Here is a 19,161-nt window from a genome sequence, read left to right as displayed (position 1 = left end):
GCCATGATCATTCGGTAATTCCTGGCGTGACTGGAAGGGAGACCCCGTGCCACCTATGGGCCATATTTTTGGACCAGTGAGTTTCGTGAAGTTGCCGCCGGAGTTGATGAGTGAGGCCAGTCTTCTTGCTCATCTTGGCGTTGGCCGTGCCGAACTTAATGTCATTAGTTGGTACGCCGGTAGGATGTACCATAAATTCGACATTAAAAAGAAGTCTGGCAAGGCGAGGGTGATTAATGCGCCGGATCGTCGGCTGAAGATGTTGCAGAGGAAGATCGCCGATTTGCTGACGCCTCTCTATCGGAGGCGCAACCCTGTTCACGGGTTCGTGATCGGTCGTTCTGTGAAGACCAATGCTCAGTCCCATCTGGGCAGCAAGTTCATCGTCAACTTGGATTTGAAGGATTTCTTCCCGTCCATTTCGTACGGACGCGTGACGGGCGTGCTGCGTTCGCTTGGCATGAAGCGCGAGGTCGCGGAAGCTATTGCGACAATTTGCTGCCTCAATGGGACGTTGCCCCAAGGCGCTCCGAGCAGTCCGATCTTGTCCAATATGGTTTGCTTCCGCTTGGATCGGAGGCTGCGGGAGTTAGCCAAGGACGCCCGTTGCATTTACACCCGCTATGCGGACGACCTGAGCTTTTCCAGCTACCAGCCGCTAATGGGATTGTTCGAAACGACACCACCGGCTTCAGGGCATTTCTCACCGGATCTGTTGTCGGAAAAACTTAAGCAGATTTTCAGCGGTAACGGGTTTGTGCTGAACCCGGACAAGGCTCACTATGCTGACAAGCATTCGCGCCGCACCGTGACAGGCATCCGGATTAACGAGGCTCTCAATGTCGACCGGCGGTTTGTGAGGAATTTGCGGGCAGCCCTTTACTCTGTTGAAACTTTGGGACTGGCCGCCGCCCAGGCAAAATTCAAATCCTTGCATGGTGGTAAAGCTGACGTCGGCCAGCACCTGCAAGGCAAGGTATCGTGGTTGGGGTACATCAAAGGCGCATCTGACCCAGTCTTTCGGAGTGTCGCATCCCGTTTCAACGCTGCATTCCCGCCGCTCGCGCTCGATATTTTGCCCAGTCCCCAAGAAATACGAGAACGATCAGTGTGGCTGATTGAGCACTGGGAAACAGGGGGTGACCAAGGCACGGCGTTTTTCATGAAGGGTGTCGGTCTGGTAACGGCAGAGCATTGCATATCGCCGTCCGGTATAGTTGAGTTGTATCACCCGACGAAGCCGTCGAATAAATTCGCGGCGTCCGTGAAGCATCGATGCCCAGATCGCGATCTGGCCGTTCTCGACCATGCAATCCCCAACAACGAATTCTATGAGCTCGAAACCGCCGGCAAGGCAGCCGCGACAGGCGATGCCACGACCGCGATCGGGTATCCCGGTTATGGACCCGGCGACAGACTGAACATCCGACCTGGCGCAGTTACGTCCCTGCCAACTAAGAGTGCGGTGAAGATGGTCGAGGTCCAGCAGATGCTGACGCCGGGCATGTCAGGAGGGCCATTGCTGGATGTGGATGACCGCGTCGTTGGCGTCGTTCACAAGGGCGGCCATGATCATGGTCGGCAACTCGCTATTGCCATATCTGAACTGCATGCTTGGCTGCCCTGACCTGATTAGCCGAACCGGCTAATCGCGCAGGCGCCGAACCAGCCGTTTCCAGCTTGCTTCACTGTTCATCCAGTCAGGCCGGTCCGGTTGTCGAGGCGTTGGAGCAAATCGTTCAGGATGTCCCCGACAGCGCGTGCAGCGCAGGTGCGATCCGACGGTTTCCATAGCGGTGTTCCAGCAATGCGCGAGGAACCAGCGGTTGAGTTTGTCAGCATCGATTACTCCTGAGTGGCCGCATCTGCAGATGATGAAAAGATTGACGTTTCGGTGGGCATAATCGCCGAGGTTCCGCAGGGGGACGTTCGCCCCCACGTCAGAGGGGAAGGGTCATCTGCCTGCGATCAAAGTGAGGCGGCTGACGTTCCATGGCCACTATAATTGTTTGGGCCAGTTCTACAGCGGCTTGCTCCCGCAACCGTTCGTTCGGCGCCGTCAGTGCCACTCGTGCCCACCCAGGGGCGTTCAGAGGGCTCTGCGCGAGCCAGAGAGGATCGGGCTGTGTCATGTCCGGCAATATGCGAACAAAAAGAGAACATAGCAAGAGCCTGTTCTTCGGCTAACGAAGTTGATGGATGGGCTTGGACTAGCCGAAAGGGGGGGCGGTCCCTCATCCCGGTGCGGCGACAGGTTACGCTGAGGACGTGCCTATTCCTGTCAGTCGTCGGAAAGGAGAGACGCGAAGCCGTGGATCGTGAATGGCATGGCGGCGTCAGGCACCTTCGCCTCACCTGGAACCTCATGCATGAGTAGCAGCATGCCCTCATGTGGAAGATAGGCGCAGCCAAATCCCTTCTCCCGTCGCTGTTGCGCGGCTTCGAGAACGGCTGCGCGGTAGGCGTCATGGACCTTATTTCCGACATGCAGCTTGGTTAGATCGATGAAGCCCAGTGCATCGCCATTCGGGCCCTCTTCGCTGACGCCGAAGATCATGGTTTCATCGGGCATTTCGAATCCTCATTTCATTTCGCGAACATTCGCGAAGTGTGTTTCCAAGCATGACGACATCGGCGCGCGGGGCCTCGATGATCATCTGGTCGCGCGCCATTGCGCCTTTAATCGCGGCCTCGACCGCGAGGCATAGCAAAGCTGTGCTGTTCGCTTGCATCTGGATCTGTGCGGCCTTTCGGCTTGATGGCTAATTCGAACTTGATGTCGCTCGCCTGCGAAGCGATCCCGCGAGTAACTGCCTCAGATAGGTAGGTTCCCTCCGCATCGCCCCCGGTGATTTCAGATTCCCGATCGAGGCCATTGGGCACCGGCTCTGGCGCTCGAGAAGCAAGGCGTTCCAACCGCGCATCCAATGCTGCAGCGCCAGGGCCACCGGTTCGCGCCCAAGTAGCCCCTAAATCGATCCCCGCCCGATGGAATTCTGACACTCGCTCATAACGGCCGACGGCTGCCATCGTGATGTCCTTTTGACCCAGGCCGTCCTTTTCCAGTGTTCGGATGCCCATGCTGGATACGAGCTCCTGAGCGGGCTTGGCGATCGCCATGCCTCGGCTGACGCTTAGGACTCCGCCTCGGCCGATCAGTTCGAGGCCACGCGCCTCTTCCTGAGTGGCGACGTCGTAGAGGATCATCCGGGCTTTTTCATTTGGCGAGAGGGCCCCATTCGCCGCCTCGTAGATTTCCGCACGGACAAAGGCGCGTTCGGTCGCCGCAAACCGGTGCTCGTTGAGAGGCATCCCGGCATCGCCAAGGGTCAGGACCGCGCGTTCAAGGGCTGGATCAACAGCGATCGTATCGTCGCGGTAGCGAAGCTTGTCCTGAACGGTCCGAATTTCAGCGGCGGCGCGGACCAACTCAGCACGCGTCAAAGTCCGGAAAGGGCGATACTCTTCCGCCTGAGGGCCGGTGGCCATCTCCAGCCGCGCCAAATCGAACGCTTCAACGCCGGAAGCCGCGGCTGTCTTCGCCGCAGCGCCTATGGCAGCCGTCGTGGCATTCTGTTGTTCCTTCGGCATCGCGTGCCGTTCAGGCGCATCAGACAGCCATTCCTCAATTACTCTGAAGTCCATTGTAATGCTTCCCTGCAAGACCGGGAGTAATTGTCTCAGACCGATTGGGCAAATTCCAGACCCCCTTCAGCACAGGTTGCATTGGATATGGAACAGGCTGCTTTGAATCCTCCGGAAAGCGGCTTATGCGCCGCAGTTATCGGCGGCGTTGGATTGAACCGATGGGATGACCAGGCTAGTCCAATGGGGGACTATTCTTGATGGACTTCAGCGCTTCCGAGGCAAGATAGAGTTCGTCTTGGGCTGCCTCCCATTCACAGCGGGCTTCATCCCAGCGCCGCTTAGCGATGAGCAGGCGATCTTGCGCTTCCTGTTGTTTATTCCGTGTACGGGTGCGTTCCCTCGTTCGGCTCAGCGGCAACCGATAGACGTCGTTGTCGGTCAGCTTTCGACCGCACGACTTTGGGCTATGTTGATTGCGTATGTGGGCCCATGATCCTTGCAGCTTGTGGACGGAATTGCCGCAGCGCTTGCAAAACCATTCGCGCTCAATGCGATCGGCCCTCACAGCAGCACTCCGATCATCAGGCCGACGAGCATCCATGCGAGGCCGGTCATGACTTGCACGGGATCGCGCCAGTATGCGCGTTCAATTATGGCGGAGCTGCCGCTGGCCACATCCCTGAGATCGTCGCGACACCCGGGATAGGGATATTCCTCATCCAGATGGTTTGCCAGACGTTCGAACGCGGCTTTCTTGTCGGGGGGAATATTCCCGGGCATGCTTTCCTCAATCGCTATCGACTATACGATAGTAATCGTCGGATTTCCCGGCGAGACCCTCGTTGAGCTTTTGCACTGGTTTGCAACAGGACCGCGGGTTCGGATTTGCGACGGTCAGGCATCGCACCTTGGCGGTGGACGCAGCTGGCACATGCACCCTGCATGGGATATTATCGGCACCGACGCAGGAACGTCGCAGGCGGGCTGAACATTTCTAAAATGGACCGGGATCCACGGAAGGGATGGAGCGGCATGATTATCACCCTCTCTGACCCTTTAGCGGGAATCCGAGAGCGCAAGGCTGCCTTGGGTATCATCGATACCCCAGAGCGTACCGATGCCATGCGCAATAGCGGATCGCGCCGAACAGCGCGCAAGCGTGCTATGTTGGCCCGGATCGAGGAGCGCTCACGCGACGCGGGCGTCGTCTAGGCTGACCAAGCGCCTTGTTTCATGATCTTGGCGAAGCTCATGCGGCAGTAGCCCGCATCATGTATCGTCGGCAAACCGACCTTCCGCGCCCATTTTTGTGCTGACTGGGGAGGCAATCCCATCCTGTAGCCGATCTCGACCGATCCTATGATCTCTGCTGCAGCCTGAAGAACATCCGCTGCGAGATATGCTTTACCGTGGCGACGTATGCGGCCGGTGGCGACGAATTTGAGAAACTGATTGGTGGCCAGGTTGAGTATCTCGCTGGCATCGGCGCCTGATAGCTCATCCTCGACATGGGCACCGGACAACGGGTTTTCCAACATCCGCAAAGTGTCGATGAGTTCGGCCGGGATTAGTATCTGGTGGGACAGGTCCGTCGCCTCGGAGGTCAGACCGAATCGACCATGCGGCCCCAGGAGCCAGGTGAAGATGCCGGCCCATGGCTTGGCCCGACCACCAATAGCCCTAGCCGCGATTTGTAGCGGAACGCCGTCAACTATTGCAGGATCGGCTTTGGCTTGGATTTTTGCCTCGAATGCCGCCCAAGCCTTGGTGGTGGTATTGCGGACGCCATATCGCGCCTCCCAATAAGGGTGGGTCAGCGGCGCGAGTAATCCAGATTGCATCAACTGGGCTATGGCATAGCGGGGCAACTGAGTTGACTGCGACACGGCGGTCAAAGGCAGACGGTCAGGCTTGGTACGTGCCAGTTCCTCGATTTCTTCGGGATCATGGAACGGTCGAACCACGCCATGAACTCGCACGTCGGTTAGCTTGAAGACGCCAGCGGCTCGCAGCTTTGCGATGATGGTATCCGTCTCACGCAGTACACGCACGGTTGATTTGGCGGAGATCAGTCCAATTATGTCATTCCCCTCGTCGGCCGACGGGAGGTCGGTCAGATCGGGGCTTTGACTGAGATCGGGTTGCTCTTGCTGCAGGCCATGTAGAAACATCGCGAACAAGGCTTTGACGCGGGGCGAGGAGCGGCCGATCCGGGCCTGCTTGACGGCGTGCCCCAATTTGTTCGACCAGTTGTCCCCTTCGCGTGGAGCTGGAAGTAGGTCGGCTGGAACGATGGGCCATTGGCGCAGCAGTGTCACAGCATCATGAAGCGCGCTGATGACCGCCATAGTAAGGTCAGGATTGGTCAGCCATTTTCCGCGCAGTTGGTCGTTTAGCCAGGGGGAGAGCTTCAAGGCCAAGTCGGCAATATCGTGCGGCTCCAAACTCGAAATCGGGTCAGGAAGCTGTGATCGCGAAGCGGCACGTACATCGGGATTATGGCTGAAGAGGCCAGCATAGATGCCCAAATTGCCACGCATCTCGTGAGGGATGAACTCGGCCGGTCCCTCTCGTAGATCCGCGCTGCAGACATCTTGGTCGCAGGTAGCAATGCCGTTGGCGTACCGCCACCGCTGGGTGATGCCGCACTCGTGACACTCACTGCGCAAGACCTGAAAGGTTTCCGGGCAGAATGGGACGGAGGTCAGTTGCCAAATCGCACGGTGATGAACCGAGAGGGCAAGGCTGGCCGGTGCGTACCGGCGAATGGTGGTTCTCAGCTCGCTTTGCCACGCGCGTCCACCAAACCAATGTATGATAGCGCTGCCGTCTTCTGGACCGTGGGCATGGTGCAGCAACTGGGGATACGGCACCACCAGAATCTTGGCCAGCACAGGAAGCTGTTCGGCGTTGGTTGTGGCCGCTGTTGGCTTGTTGTCGTAAACCCAGCCAGCCTCGGACAACAGCGTTCCCGTCCGTGGATACCCGTTCTCGGCAGTCACACGGGCGACAAGGCCCATGAGACTTTCGCCAGCGATCGGCGCGAGCGGGTATTTCACACGGCTCAAGCTTCAATCTCCACGAACGGATTATAGTCGATGAAGCTATGGGCAATGGCCCAGCTGTTCACCGCCATGGCGAGATCGTTGCGGGTAACGGCATGCCGACCTTCACGCACGACGTTTATGGCTGCAGTTTCCACGATGCGGCAGGTGCGGCCGATGATTCCGCTGCTTGCGAGGCAAAGGGGGCGAGCGATGTCCTCTTCGACCAGACCGCTGGCGACCTTCATGATCTGCTTGTCGACCATGGCGGTATCGAAGTCTTCGACGAAGTCCAGGAACAGGTCTCGATCGTCATCCGCCCACCAATCGAGCGGAGGAAGCGTGAGGGGAGGGAAGAGCCGGCCGTTCAGCTCGCGGCTGGATTGGAACAGCTTGTCCGCGTCGTGGGTGCCGAAAAAGGCGACAGGTAACAATCCTGAATCGAGGAAGGTCTTGAGACTGTCCGTGACATGGGTTGCCGCCGATGACCGGCGTGATAGGTGATGTACCTCATCGATGACGAGCAACTGCACGTTATCCCGTTTGATGGCTTGCACGGCGCGCTTGTGCAGGTTGGGTTCGGTGCCGCGGTCATAAAAGGGGTCGTCCAGGGCCTGCAGGATGGAAGAGAATAGCGACCTGGCGGTGCCAGTGCTCATGAGCTTAACGATCAGGACGGGCCGGCTGCCTTCTGGAAGTTCGCCCAGGCGTTCGATGCCGTCCCGGAAATGTTCGGCTGCTGTCGTTTTGCCGGAACCGCTTTCAGCCAGGAGGGTGATGCCATATTGCCGCTCGCCACGGGTGGCGATGCCAGAGCGCCGGACCTCATCCAGCCCCGCAATGATGGCCTCTTGGCGAGGATGAACAATCTTGATCTGGCGGAACGCGCTGCGGGCATCTGCCACGCGCTGAGACCGGGCAGCGGCTTCATTCGGCCGTACAATGGGCGGGTTTGATGTGGTGGTAGTCATGTGTTGCCTTTCGGGTAGGGGTTAGAAATAGCTGCTGTCGTTCGAGCGCTTTTTGCGTTCACGGCGTGGTTCGGGGTCGGTGGTCGACGCGTCCGGGGTGGGTGGCGGCGCAGGAGCACGCCGGTCGCGCTCTGGCATGTCCTCTGGCGTCGCCTCCCGGGCATTGGCAGCTTTCGCCTTCTGCCGGTTGCTCCGCCGTTTAGATGCGGTAGGGGCAGCTTTCTGTGGAGCGGGGCGACGAGACAGGGTGTCGGCATCGTGCATCTCGTGCTCGATCACGTCTGCATAGATGATCGGGATGTCGACAGGTTCAGGGCGCTCCCGCTGCAGGCTGGCGAGTTCACCGGTGATGCTGCGGATGCGCTTGTTTTCGTACAGCTTGGCCAGAAGCTTGCGTTCACGCTCCTTGGCTTCGGGCGTCAGCTGGTCGATGGCGTCGAGAAGCTCGGCGCGGCAGGCGTCACGCCATTCCCGTGAGTTGAAGTCGGCGGCTTCCGCCTTGGCCTTCTCACGGATCTGCTCGTGCATCCACAGGCTGATCGGCTCGTCGGTATAGCCGGCCGTCTGGCAGTACAGCTCGACGTCCTGATTGGTTTTGCGGTTGATCACCCAAATCTTGCGCAGATCGTACGGGTCATAGCGGAACGACACCGTTGCAGTGGCATTCTTCAGGCGCTGACGCTTGCCTTCCAAGGGGACAAGATCGGCGAGCAGGTCAGGCACGGCTTTATAATCGCCGAAGCGCAGGCCATTCCACTCGATGCCAGCGTGGGTCAGCCTGTGCGAATTGATCTTGGGGAGGAGGGCCTTCTCGAAGATGCGAGGGTCACGCGGTAGAACGATCCCGTACTGGGCGGTGCCCTGTTTCCAACAGAGCAGAGGCTGTTTCTCGTTCAGGCCGCCATGCGGGGTCGTGTGATAGACCGCGATGGCGAACATGATGAGTGCCTCGAGTTCGTCGAGCGTTAGCACGGCATCCACGGCGGGGTCGTAATCATACTCGCGGGAGAGGGCGATCGGCAGATGGGCGCCGGCCACCTTCGATGACACGTAATTGTGGATGGTGAGGAAGATGCGCTCAACAAGGGCTCGTTCGCGCGGCTTTTTCCGACCACTGATGCGGATCGTTGCACCGGTCGCCTTGCTCATGCTCTCCATATCGTGGCTGCGGAATTCCATACCGCCATCCACGTGATATGTGCTGCACAGGCCGCAGACGTCTTGGGCTTCAGGGTGCTTGTTCTTGATGATCGGCGGCACGATCTTGGGCAGAACAGACCGGCGAAGCAACTCCGACACGGTGGCGTATGATGGGGCATTGAAGGACAGCATGTGCGAGAGCACGACCCTGCTGAACCCATCAACAAGTGCGGAGAAAGTGGGGCGGCCCAGGATGATGGCGCGTTCCACGTCGATGACGAGGACGGCGGGTATGGGGGTGTGATCCATAAGCCCGAATTCCAGAGGGCGCTCCGCCTCATGCCCTTTCCCTGCGCCACGCCACCGAGAGTAGGCTGCCTGCTTGCCGTGGCGGGCAGCGACCGTTTGCTCGCACTCAAGCATTTTGATGTCGCGATATGTGGTGCTCAGGCTCACCGGGAGGAGCGGCTCCGTAGGCATCTCGTATTCGAGCGAAGTGCCATCGTTGACGCGGCTAATCTCAGCGTTGGTCAGCACATTGATATCGGTGACGCTCTTCTTCGACGCATAGTAGGTCAAAGCCAGGCGCTGGCGGATTTCCATGCGGATGCCATCATCATCATGGCAATGGCGCCCCTGGGCGCTCATGGCCTCGCGAGCATCGCGGTCGCCGACTTTACCGCGCTTCCGCATCCAGCGTTTCACGGTGTGCGGATTGGGCGCCTCGCCATATTTGGTGTGCAGCTCGGGGGTCCAGTGCTCGGCAAGTCCTTCAGAGATTGCCTTCACGCCGGTCATTACGCCGTTCCGATCGAGCAGCCGTAACGTTGCCAGCCGGAGCGCGCTGTCGGCGTCGAGTTCCTCGCATTCGGCAGGCGTGAGATGTGATTCAGCGATCTTGTTCTTGGCCGGCGACTGCCCACGCTCTGCCATCTGGAAGAATTGACCGTTCTGAAGCAGCGTCCGGAAGCGATCCTGGTCCATTGGACGGACGACGCCGGCGTCATCGAGATATTCGACGGGCTTGCCTGTGGCAGCATGTTCGAAGTTCAGGCGTGTGCCATATCCATGTGATGTAAAAACACAGGGTTGACCTTCGATACTGTATAGCTGATTGCGTTTGAGCTTATAGGGGAAGTAATTCACGTATCTCTCCCGAGATTTGGGTATTCTGAGGGCGCGCAACATCCATCAGCAGTAGATATTTCTACGCTGCGAATGGCATTGCTTCTGTTGTGATGGGTGCCTGCGGGTTCGTCAGGCAGTTATGATTTCACTCTAGGTCATGGTTGAATCCTTCCTAGGGTATTTGATCTATGATCAGATGAAGCTGACAGGCATCTCATCGATGAGAGGCTGCGTGAGATCGAGCGACACGATGCGCCTCACCAGCATGGCGAAAGTGATTGCCCGCCCTTGGACAAAATTTCCGGGCGCCATCAGCTCAGCGAATTCGCCCAACCGCATGTCATCGCCTTTGCTGCGGAGGCTTTCGACGAGCCGCTTCTGCGACGATGAGATGGCCGTGCGGCGCATTGAGCTGGCGAGGCGTACGTTGAAGCGGTGGCGGCTATTCTCGAAAATTTCGGAACCGAAGGTGATACGGAACTCATGGCCCACCCGGCGGCAAATCTCGGCGACGCCGGCGAGTTTCAGCCGATATTCTGGATCTCGGAGGTCCGCATCGTCGCCTTTGACTTCGACGACCGCCAGGCGGCCATCGGCGTCCAATATGTCGACGTCACTGGTGTACCGCTCCTTCCTCCGCAGGATGAATTCGAAGCGGCGAGCCTCTGATTGGTAGTGGACGACATTGGGGTCCGTCTCGCACCGCTCGATCAGTGCAAGCTGATGCAGGCTCTCATAATGCTGTGTGCGGCCGACCTTCACGGAAGGGTACCAGCCGCTCGCATGGTGCGTTCCGCCAGAGACTGTTCGGAGCGATCCATTGTCGTTGGCGACCACGATGCGAGCCATGGTGTTGACCAGGCTGTTGTGCTTCCTGAGCAAGGTTTCGGCGCGCAACCGGCCAGCGGAGGGTTCGTATGACGGGTTGCGCAGCATGAGGTTGATAGCGGCGCGAACGTCGATCTCAGCCAGTTCTTCATATGCGTCAGTCATGCCAGAACGTCCAACCGCGACGGTTGCTGTTGGGCCATTTGGAGCGAGAACGACTCCACGTCTTAACGCGTTGCTCTCGTTCAAAATGTCGGATGATCTCGATCAGATACTCTGTATAAACGATTGAAACGAGGTTGTTTCGATCTGCACTTCGCGGTTTAGTCGTCATCGCACTGTCTCCATGTTGGTCACGATACTGTGCATTTAGGAACGCTAAAATGACCGTGATGGCAACAGGAATGTGGTTTCAACTGCACAGTATCGTGACCAACTCACTTGACGATGCGTGCCTTACTGTTCTAATAAGTCATGGATGAACAGTAAGAAAAACGGCACGCGCGACGTTGGTCCGGACCGGTCGGCCCTCGAAACTGACGAGGAGTTGGTCAAACGGCATGCCGCTTCAGGCTTTTCTGGCGAATCAGAGTACGCCCTGTTCTTGTCTCTGGATGATTCTAAACGGGAGGTGGTGATCGCCAGACTGAGGACGATGGACCTCTATCTTCGCGACGATGACCCCATGCCCGTGGGCGACGCGTGCAGCGCGCTCGATATGGAGCAGCGCAATTTTTACCGACTGCTGAAGAAGCTGAAGGATCTGGGCCCAACACGAGGTCTGTCACCGAGCTTCCGGGTGAAGGCTGTCGCGGCACCAGCACAGAAAGGCTTCGCACCCGTTGCCGAGCGTGCGCTGCGCTGGAAACTGCAGCATGAGCCCGCGGCTTCGCCCGCGTCGATCATACGCTGGATATTTGAATCCTGCGCGGATGCGGGCGAGGCGCCTCCGTCTGCATCCTCGATCCAGCGACGCATAAAGGTACTCCGCCGGGAAGGTGTCGCAGAGCCGGCGGCTGGGGCTGCTGGTCTTCAGATCCTGGTGGACCAGACCGCAGTCGATGTGATGGTTCAGATCAGCGGCCGGGTGGAATTGGCTACGGCTACGTTCATTGTCGATACCAGCTCTAGGATGATCCTTGGATTGGGGGTGGGCGATCCGCTGATTCCGGAAGACGGGCTCATGCGCGCTACCCGCAATATGGATGACGACCTCATGCGCCATCTCGTGCAGCACACGCAGGTGCATTTCGATCGCGTGGAGTCGATCGACTTTATCGCGCCTCCAGGCGGGGCGCGGCAGAGCAAGCAGTTGCAGAAGCGCTTTCGGGTCTTCAACCGCCGAGTGTCGTTTGACATTCATGCAGGCGGAAAGTGGCGTCACGGCACACAGCTGGTCCGCTACCTGGGCGACACGCTGGGGCCGTATCAGTTCAAACCGCGGTTTACAGAGGAGGGGGCTCCTCTCAGCAACTCGATCAGCGAGGGGATTGAGCAGGAGATCATAGAGCGGGCGTTGCTCGTGGAGGCGATGCGCTGGAACGAAAGCCAGTGGCAGCAGGCGGAGCCGACGGTCGAGAAGTCTCAGCGCATGCGTGAAGAGCGGGCGAATGCGATCACCGCCCTTTTCCGTGATGTAGTCATGCGGCCCGAGTTCTAGTCGGGCCCGAGCAACGCGATTATTGCGATGTTACGATATGTCGATTTCTAGCAGATACGCTGGAACGGTGCGTTTCAACGTTTCGGAGTGTGGGCCAACTTTGGAGGCGGTGACGTCGGCAATGTGGGTTTCGCGGGTTAAGGTCAGTTGTGCGCCGGTGGCGAAAACAACCTCCTTCTCGTTGCCGAGGTCTCCATCCCGACTGTAAGCGTAGGCTTTGGTTTGTGGCTGGATGACGTGGACGACCATCAGGTCCATCCGGCCAGCGTCATAAGCTTTGCTTTTCCACTCTGCATTCCTGCGTGCCACTTGCGGGCAGAAGGATGTGGAGAATGGGCGGGTCGTCGTGAAAGTTTGTACGCCGAGCGGCCATGAGCCACCGTGGAACAAGAATTGTCCATTTGGCATCGTCACCCCGATAGCTTTGATCGCGCTATCCGCCGCAGATAAGTCGGCCTCTGAGAACTCAGCCTGATAAGCACTTAGGGCTTGAGGCACGTTTGACGGCATCAGGTTGCGGAGATCGCGATATTCAGAGCTTGCTGACAGCGCTTTGTCTATGTGACGCTCGAGCGCGTTATCTGCACCCTCACGAAGCATGCGCGCCGCGGCCTGGACATGGTTCGAGACTTCCTCAAGCAGCTTGTCTTTCGTGGTGAAGGATTCGGCTAACGAATAACCCTTTTGGCAAAGGGATAGCGCTTCTTCATCGGTGGACTGGCGGTAACTCCATGCTTCGTATGGGGTGGAAAATACGTTCACAACCCGAGCGATCTGATTCATTTGGCTTGGTCATCCACCCTGTGAGGTTTTCTTAAAGCGATCGGCCCTCAGGCTTCAGAAAGCTCTATGAGGAGCGCTTCCGCGTCTCCGACGCCGACTATGGTTATGACTTCAACATCGTTGATGAGAATTCCGTCGTTGCGGTTGGCGACAACATCACCGACCTGAACAGCGCCGGTGAGCGGCACGACATAGCCGAAATTGCCTGCTTCAAATCGGTAGTCCGCAGTGCCACTGTCGGTCAGCACAATGCGCGAGAGGCGGGCATTGGCTCGCATTGGCAGTGAATTGCCTTCATTGTCGAACCCGCTGGCCAATGTAACGAACTGCCCCGGCTCACCATCGTCAGCGAACCCATTCGTGACGGAAAATGGCTCGCCAGCCTGATGGTTGGGCATCAGCCAGATCTGGACAAATTCGACTGGTTCAGCTTCGTCTGGATTGCCGCGCCTGATAAAGACACCAGTTCCAGCTGACATGATCTGACAATTGCCTGCCTGGAGCATCCCGACATTGCCCAGGTTATCTTCGTGATAGAGGAACCCACTGGTGACGTAGGTCAGTATCTCGGTATCGGCATGCGGAGTTTGCGGCAGGGCAGCGCGGGGAGAGATCGTCTCGTGGTTCCACATGATCATATCGCCCCACTGCATCGGATGTCCGCCGCAGCTCTCAGGCCCGAAATGCTGAAGGCTTTGGAAATGATCCAAACGGAAGCTGCCGAAGTCGCGGGAGGGGCGTAAGGTGATCATCAGGGTTCCAGTGCGAATATGAATGGCTAAAGCGGGTTTGAAAAAAACCAAACTGGCTTTGGACAGGCAGTTGCTATGCAAACGCGCTGCATTTCCGGGTGGACGCGCAGCTAGACGCTGGCGTTGGGCAAAACCTTGCCCACCCTGCGACCCAAAGCGGCCGCATGCGCGGAGAGACCGCGCGCAAGGATGTTGATTGCGTTGTTGGTGCCTCGTGGGACATCGGCGCCGCAGGCACAGATGTGCCGGTCAGCATCGTTACTTTCAGAGGTTGGTGATCCGCATGCATTGCACGTTTGCGTAATGTGTCTCGGATCGACAACGACGACTTTGCCACCAGCTTTTTCAGCTTTGTAGCGGATCATCTCGAGAAGGCGCTTTGGTCTTGGCTCGGCCAACACCTGACCGTTTTCTCGTATCGCGATTGCGCCAACGCCGTCTGATGGGCGTCGTGTGCGTGTTGGTCGGGGAAATTGTTTGAGCGCGAGATCTTCGACCACGATCGTTTCAAATCGATTAGTGATCGCCGCCGAGATCTGATGCAGCCGCGTGGAACGGAGGTTTATCACCCGTTGACTGGCGCGGTCTTGGCGTTCGCGCAGCTTTTTACTTCGGCGGGAGTCTTTCTGGCATCTTGCCAGTGCCCGGTAGGCCCGACGCAACGCGGAACTCTGAGTGGTCTTACGGGGTGTGTCGTCGAAGAGAGAGCCATCTGACAGCGATGCTAGTTGCTCTATGCCGAGATCGAGGCCGCATGCGCTACCGGGTTTCTTATGCTCTTGATCGCCGACTTTGCAATCAATCAGGATGGCAACATGCCATTGGCGGGCTCTGCGGGTGAAGGTGAGTCTGGCGATGCGAGCGTCAGCCGGCAAAGGGCGATGCATGCGCATGCGCAATTTCCCGACGATGCCATCGACCGTTAGGTAGCCGTCGGCAATAACACATCCTCGTACGCCGTGGACGCCAAAACTGCGCCAACGCTCTTCGGAGCGGAAGCGCGGGAACCCGGCGTTGGGGTTGGCCGTCAGGCGATCGCGATACCTCGTCATTGCGGTATCGACGCAGCGCAAGGTCCAGTTGTTAATGCCCCAGGGCAGGGCAGTATGCTGGCGGTTGGCCATTCTATACGCAGGGAGAGACTTGGTATCGTCTTCGTATGTGAGATGGACGCCGCGCTGAAAGGCTGCACGCCGATTTTGGAGCGCGTCGTTGTATAAATTTCGCTGCAGCTGCAGGATCGACGCCAGGCGCGCATGTTGCGCCCGGCTTGGCTCGATCGGAAATTTATACTGCAAGAACATGCGCTTGCATCTGACGTGCAAAAGTTAACGCAAGGTGGATTTTCAAAGATCAATCGAACGGCATGACGGTGGGGATCCATTCGGACAGAATGATGAGATGCCTACTGTTGGATCGAATTCTGTGATCTGCGGGTGCGCGAAATCTTCAGCGTCGGAAGCGTCGCTTCGCCGGTAATTGCCGGGCAGCCAACGCTGTGCCGCGGACGTTGATCTCGATGCGCCTGCGGCCGATAATCCGACCCCACTGGTAGACGGTGAGATCCATTGCGTGGTTGCCATTATACGCTGAATGCTCGGATACTTCGTAACCATCGCCTGAGCAGTGTCCAATATCATTCTTGGTCCACGCTTCATGTCCGCGGTTCCTAACCGTCCATCGTACCGAAGCGCCCACTGGGAGCGAGGTTGCGTTGACCAATGTAAAGTCGATGGAGCAGTCTTTCAGGATCGTGGGAAGCTCGTTCACCCCGAAGCGCTCGTAATTCTCATTGTTCTGGGACCAAGCCCGAACGTGAATTTCGGGGTCGAAGCTGTAAGCGACCAAAGCGTGATTTTTTGCAATATCGCTGCGCGCTGCAGTGTTGGCGTTTGCTTCACCCTCGACATCTTCCGGCATAGGGAAGAAATGCTCGAAGGCCTCCGTCCAGATCTCGGCCGCCGTCGCCTCGCTGGTTGCAGCGTTGGCTCGCCGAGCGGTGTCCTCGAACTCACGAAGGCGCGCGCGGAGATTGTCGTTTGCTTCGTCAGAGAGGCGGTTCAGGTCTTCGTCGTTGTCGATTGGGTTTGCGACCTCAGTGTCGTCATCAAGGCGATCAGCGATGATCGTGATAATTCCCTCCAGGACATCGTCGTCGTCACTGGTCTCCGAAAGATCAATCTCGCTCAGCGCTTCAGCGACGAGGACCGTCAGTGTGATCGATGAAGGTCGGCTTGCCTCATCTTCGATCTTCAACGCCGCCCACATCTTGAAGTAGCAAACGAGGCGACGCAGCTGAGCGCGGATGGTTTTGTCGTCGTGGAGATCCTTGAACCAGACATAGATCGCCTTGGGGTCGCTTGCCTCCCAGCCTTTGGATTCTGTCGCCAGCGCGCGCCGATCCTTGGTACGATCGAGGTGATAGCAGGGCACATCAATGTGAAAGTCGGGATTGAAGGCAATGCGGCAGCATCGCTCTTTGGGCTCTTCGACCCGTGAGGCGTCGTTGTCCTCGTCGTCTGCATAATCGAGGAGAGCGTTCTGAATCAGCTCTTTGAAGCCTTCAGGATCATAGTCGCCGTCATCGTCGGAACCGGCCCATTCGAAATATAGTCCGAGGTCAATGTCGAACTGGGCGCCAGTCGTCCACGGCCGGATTTGGGTATCGAATTTGTAGGAGCCCTGCAGCCAAGTGCTGATTGGATAGCCGGTGTCGTCCTTCATTCTGGATTTCAGAAAGTCGGCAAGGTCGTTCCAGCGGGCTTGTTGAGTAGCGAACTGATCGGTTGAGGGGGTGATGCGATCGTAAAGCGTCTGATCGGACTTCGAATGAAAGAGGCGTGCAGCAGTGGACATCGGACACTCAAAGCTTAGCGTTGACGAAAGTGAATGGCGGGGCCTCATGTGACAGCAGTTGCCGGAGGCGAGGGTCAGCTGACGCCTCGGCAAACGAGTCCTTGGCGGGACTGTCAGGATTTCCGTGTGCGGCCGGGCATAATGGGCAACAAGGAGTCCCACTATGTCACGACGCAAAGAACCTGCCATACCGAATGAGCTTCTCGATCAGCTTTTGGCGGGCGGCGCTGCCAGTGCCGCCTTCGAGCAGGGCGGTCTGCTCGATTCGCTGAAGAAGGCGCTGACAGAGCGTGCCCTGAATGCGGAGATGGATCACCACCTCGCTGGCGAAGACGGCGCCGGCAACATGCGCAACGGCTACGGTCGGAAGACGGTAATGACCGACACCGGCAAGTTGGCGATCGACGTGCCGCGCGATCGCCAGTCGAGCTTCGACCCGCAGTTGATCGCCAAGTATCAACGCCGCTTTCCCGGCTTCGACGACAAGATCGTGTCGATGTACGCGCGCGGCATGAGCACCCGCGAGATCACCAGGCACCTGCACGATCTATACGGCATCGACGTCTCACCCGATTTGATTAGCACGGTGACCGACGCCGTGCTCGATGAGGTCGCCACTTGGCAGCAGCGGCCGCTCGATCCGGTTTACCCGCTGGTCTTCTTCGACGCGATCCGGGTCAAGATCCGCGACGAGGGCATGGTGCGCAACAAGGCGATCCACATTGCGCTGGGCGTCCGCGCCGACGGCGCAAAGGAGGTGCTCGGCTTGTGGCTCGAGCAGAATGAGGGTGCCAAGTTCTGGCTTCGGGTGATGAACGAGCTTCGCAACCGTGGCGTTGAAGACATCCTGCTGGCCGTCGTTGACGGCCTGAAGGGCTTTCCCGATGCGATCACCGCAGTGTTCCCCGATGCGATCGTCCAGACCTGCATCGTTCACCTGCTGCGCAACTCGATGGACTTCGTCTCCTGGAAGGACCGAAAGAACCTCGCCAGCGCGCTCAAGGAGATTTACCGTGCCACCGACGCAGATGCCGCCGAAAAGGCGCTGACAGCATTTGAGGCTGGCCCTTGGGGGCAGCGCTATCCCGCCATCGGCCAGAGCTGGCGGCGCGCCTGGGGCGAGGTGATCCCGTTTTTTGCGTTCCCCGACGAGGTCCGCCGGATCATCTACACTACGAACGCCATCGAAGCTTTGAACTCGAAGCTCAGGCGGGCTGTCAGGGCCAGGGGACACTTCCCCAGCGACGAGGCCGCCACCAAGCTGCTCTACCTGATCTTGAATCGGTCGGAGAAAGAGTGGAAGATGCCACCACGTGAGTGGACCATGGCGAAGGCGCAATTTGCCGTGATCTTCGGCGAACGTTTCATCAGAGCCATGGCGGCCTGATGATCAACCGCCCGGCCGCACACGGAAATCCTGACAGTCCCGTCCTTGGCTATGGAAAGTAAATTGCTGATGGCGCTAGGGGTGGCGGCATCCAAGGCAAGCTCGTGCCGTTGTTCATCTGCCTGTCGACGGTCGATCCTCAGGTATCGATCTTTCAGCAAATGCTTCATCATGTCATCGGCCAACGCCTGTTGTGATCCGATCATCACATCGGTCAGGCGCTGGTTTTTCATCCAACCCATCACCCCCATGTTGGGATTGAGCGAACTGGACATGGCGAAGTCTGTGGTAGTGGTGCCGACGCTTAAGACTGAGATGTCGTCACGGTTAATGCCCAGAAACATGTCGGCCTCATGAAGGGCGATCATATCGGGTGAGTTGGCGAACATCCCTCCGTCCGAAAACAACTCGTCTCCGATCCGATGTGCAGGGAAATAGGTCGGCGCTGCCGAGGTAGCCAATGCGACGTCTACGACCTTCAACTGCCAATCGAGGACAAATCGCTTGTGATGTCCTGTCTTGAATACCTTAGGTCCGCCCTTGGTAAGGCTGACAGAAGGGATGACCGTCGGCCGGGCGAGGTCCGACATCAACGTTTGGGGACCGACGATTTCTTCGATCGTCTCGCGCAGCGCGTCCTGCTTGTAGAGAGGGGCAGGCAAATTTCTGGTGAAACGGATCAACCAAGCCAGTTTGGAGTTCGCCGGCGCGCGAGGGAAAATTTTAGGACCGTGCTCGATGAAGGCATCACGGATTTCAGTGGCACTCTTCCCAGCTGAAAGACCCAGAGCAATAATGCCGCCAATCGACGTGCCGGCGAACATATCGAAGCACTCGTTCAGGCGCTTGCCCGAACGCTGTTCTAGTTCTGCAAGAACTGCGGCGGTGTAGAGGCCCAGAAAGCCTCCTCCCGACAAGGATAGGATTTGAAACGCCAAGCGACACCCCCTCTTGCAAGTTAGAGAGGCGCCTCGAAGTTTCAAGCTAAGCTATCATGATAAAAGAATGCACCTGGGCGGGCACA

The 19,161-nt window shown here is 58.1% G+C and carries 16 protein-coding genes and 1 pseudogene; 4 read left to right on the top strand and 13 right to left on the bottom strand.

What is annotated here, in order from left to right:
* Nucleotides 1–55 precede the first annotated feature (55 nt).
* Nucleotides 56–1,627: a trypsin-like peptidase domain-containing protein gene (locus N6H05_RS22655; protein ID WP_037480011.1), complete on the top strand. Its 1,572-nt coding sequence runs from the start codon at nt 56–58 to the stop codon at nt 1,625–1,627.
* Between the two features lie 313 nt (nt 1,628–1,940).
* Here N6H05_RS22655 and N6H05_RS22650 read toward each other — a convergent pair whose 3' ends face one another.
* The 4 genes from N6H05_RS22650 to N6H05_RS22635 all read right to left on the bottom strand — a co-directional run bounded on the left by N6H05_RS22650 (nt 1,941) and on the right by N6H05_RS22635 (nt 4,368).
* A complete protein-coding gene (locus N6H05_RS22650) occupies nt 1,941–2,132 on the bottom strand; it encodes a DUF6771 family protein (RefSeq protein ID WP_076605609.1) in 192 nt (63 codons plus the stop codon).
* 149 nt (nt 2,133–2,281) lie between these two features.
* Entirely contained in the window at nt 2,282–2,572 is a 291-nt protein-coding gene (locus tag N6H05_RS22645) for a hypothetical protein (RefSeq protein WP_004210827.1), read from the bottom strand.
* A 107-nt stretch (nt 2,573–2,679) separates the two neighbouring features.
* Complete coding sequence (locus N6H05_RS22640; protein WP_004210829.1) at nt 2,680–3,645, bottom strand: hypothetical protein; 966 nt, start codon at nt 3,643–3,645, stop codon at nt 2,680–2,682.
* 504 nt (nt 3,646–4,149) lie between these two features.
* Nucleotides 4,150–4,368, bottom strand: coding sequence for a hypothetical protein (locus N6H05_RS22635; protein WP_004210831.1), 219 nt, complete (start codon nt 4,366–4,368; stop codon nt 4,150–4,152).
* Between the two features lie 252 nt (nt 4,369–4,620).
* Between N6H05_RS22635 and N6H05_RS22630 the strand changes: the two genes are divergently transcribed.
* Nucleotides 4,621–4,800, top strand: coding sequence for a hypothetical protein (locus N6H05_RS22630; RefSeq protein ID WP_284111778.1), 180 nt, complete (start codon nt 4,621–4,623; stop codon nt 4,798–4,800).
* Here N6H05_RS22630 and N6H05_RS22625 read toward each other — a convergent pair.
* The 4 genes from N6H05_RS22625 to N6H05_RS22610 form a co-directional block, all read right to left on the bottom strand.
* Nucleotides 4,797–6,647 (bottom strand): TniQ family protein, encoded by a 1,851-nt coding sequence (locus N6H05_RS22625; RefSeq protein ID WP_234415774.1) that lies wholly within the window; start codon nt 6,645–6,647, stop codon nt 4,797–4,799. The two genes, N6H05_RS22630 and N6H05_RS22625, sit on opposite strands and share 4 nt — an antisense overlap.
* Before the next feature lie 5 nt (nt 6,648–6,652).
* The gene (locus N6H05_RS22620) at nt 6,653–7,603 is read right to left on the bottom strand and encodes an ATP-binding protein (protein WP_037480002.1); all 951 of its coding nucleotides are present in this window, start codon (nt 7,601–7,603) and stop codon (nt 6,653–6,655) included.
* A gap of 21 nt (nt 7,604–7,624) precedes the next feature.
* A complete protein-coding gene (locus N6H05_RS22615; RefSeq protein WP_037480000.1) occupies nt 7,625–9,889 on the bottom strand; it encodes a TnsB C-terminal domain-containing protein in 2,265 nt (754 codons plus the stop codon).
* Between the two features lie 174 nt (nt 9,890–10,063).
* The gene (locus N6H05_RS22610; RefSeq protein ID WP_037479997.1) at nt 10,064–10,864 is read right to left on the bottom strand and encodes a hypothetical protein; all 801 of its coding nucleotides are present in this window, start codon (nt 10,862–10,864) and stop codon (nt 10,064–10,066) included.
* A 313-nt stretch (nt 10,865–11,177) separates the two neighbouring features.
* Between N6H05_RS22610 and N6H05_RS22605 the strand changes: the two genes are divergently transcribed.
* Nucleotides 11,178–12,359, top strand: coding sequence for a hypothetical protein (locus N6H05_RS22605; RefSeq protein WP_037479994.1), 1,182 nt, complete (start codon nt 11,178–11,180; stop codon nt 12,357–12,359).
* A gap of 30 nt (nt 12,360–12,389) precedes the next feature.
* Here the strand turns inward: N6H05_RS22605 and N6H05_RS22600 are convergent, their stop codons facing one another.
* The 4 genes from N6H05_RS22600 to N6H05_RS22585 form a co-directional block, all read right to left on the bottom strand.
* Entirely contained in the window at nt 12,390–13,142 is a 753-nt protein-coding gene (locus N6H05_RS22600; protein ID WP_004210840.1) for a hypothetical protein, read from the bottom strand.
* A gap of 47 nt (nt 13,143–13,189) precedes the next feature.
* Complete coding sequence (locus N6H05_RS22595) at nt 13,190–13,894, bottom strand: pirin family protein (protein WP_048939343.1); 705 nt, start codon at nt 13,892–13,894, stop codon at nt 13,190–13,192.
* Between the two features lie 110 nt (nt 13,895–14,004).
* Complete coding sequence (locus N6H05_RS22590) at nt 14,005–15,198, bottom strand: RNA-guided endonuclease InsQ/TnpB family protein (protein WP_076605608.1); 1,194 nt, start codon at nt 15,196–15,198, stop codon at nt 14,005–14,007.
* Between the two features lie 145 nt (nt 15,199–15,343).
* Nucleotides 15,344–16,750, bottom strand: coding sequence for a CBASS cGAMP synthase (locus tag N6H05_RS22585; RefSeq protein WP_284111776.1), 1,407 nt, complete (start codon nt 16,748–16,750; stop codon nt 15,344–15,346).
* Between the two features lie 163 nt (nt 16,751–16,913).
* Between N6H05_RS22585 and N6H05_RS22580 the strand changes: the two genes are divergently transcribed.
* Entirely contained in the window at nt 16,914–18,137 is a 1,224-nt protein-coding gene (locus N6H05_RS22580; RefSeq protein ID WP_014082638.1) for an IS256-like element ISSpwi2 family transposase, read from the top strand.
* Between the two features lie 95 nt (nt 18,138–18,232).
* Here N6H05_RS22580 and N6H05_RS22575 read toward each other — a convergent pair.
* A pseudogene (locus tag N6H05_RS22575) lies at nt 18,233–19,054 on the bottom strand (CBASS cGAMP-activated phospholipase); the annotation flags it as partial.
* Nucleotides 19,055–19,161: the final 107 nt, after the last annotated feature.

Origin of the sequence: Sphingobium sp. WTD-1 (genome assembly GCF_030128825.1) — a bacterium.
Taxonomy (GTDB): domain Bacteria; phylum Pseudomonadota; class Alphaproteobacteria; order Sphingomonadales; family Sphingomonadaceae; genus Sphingobium.
This window is presented reverse-complemented; position numbering and strand designations above follow the sequence as displayed.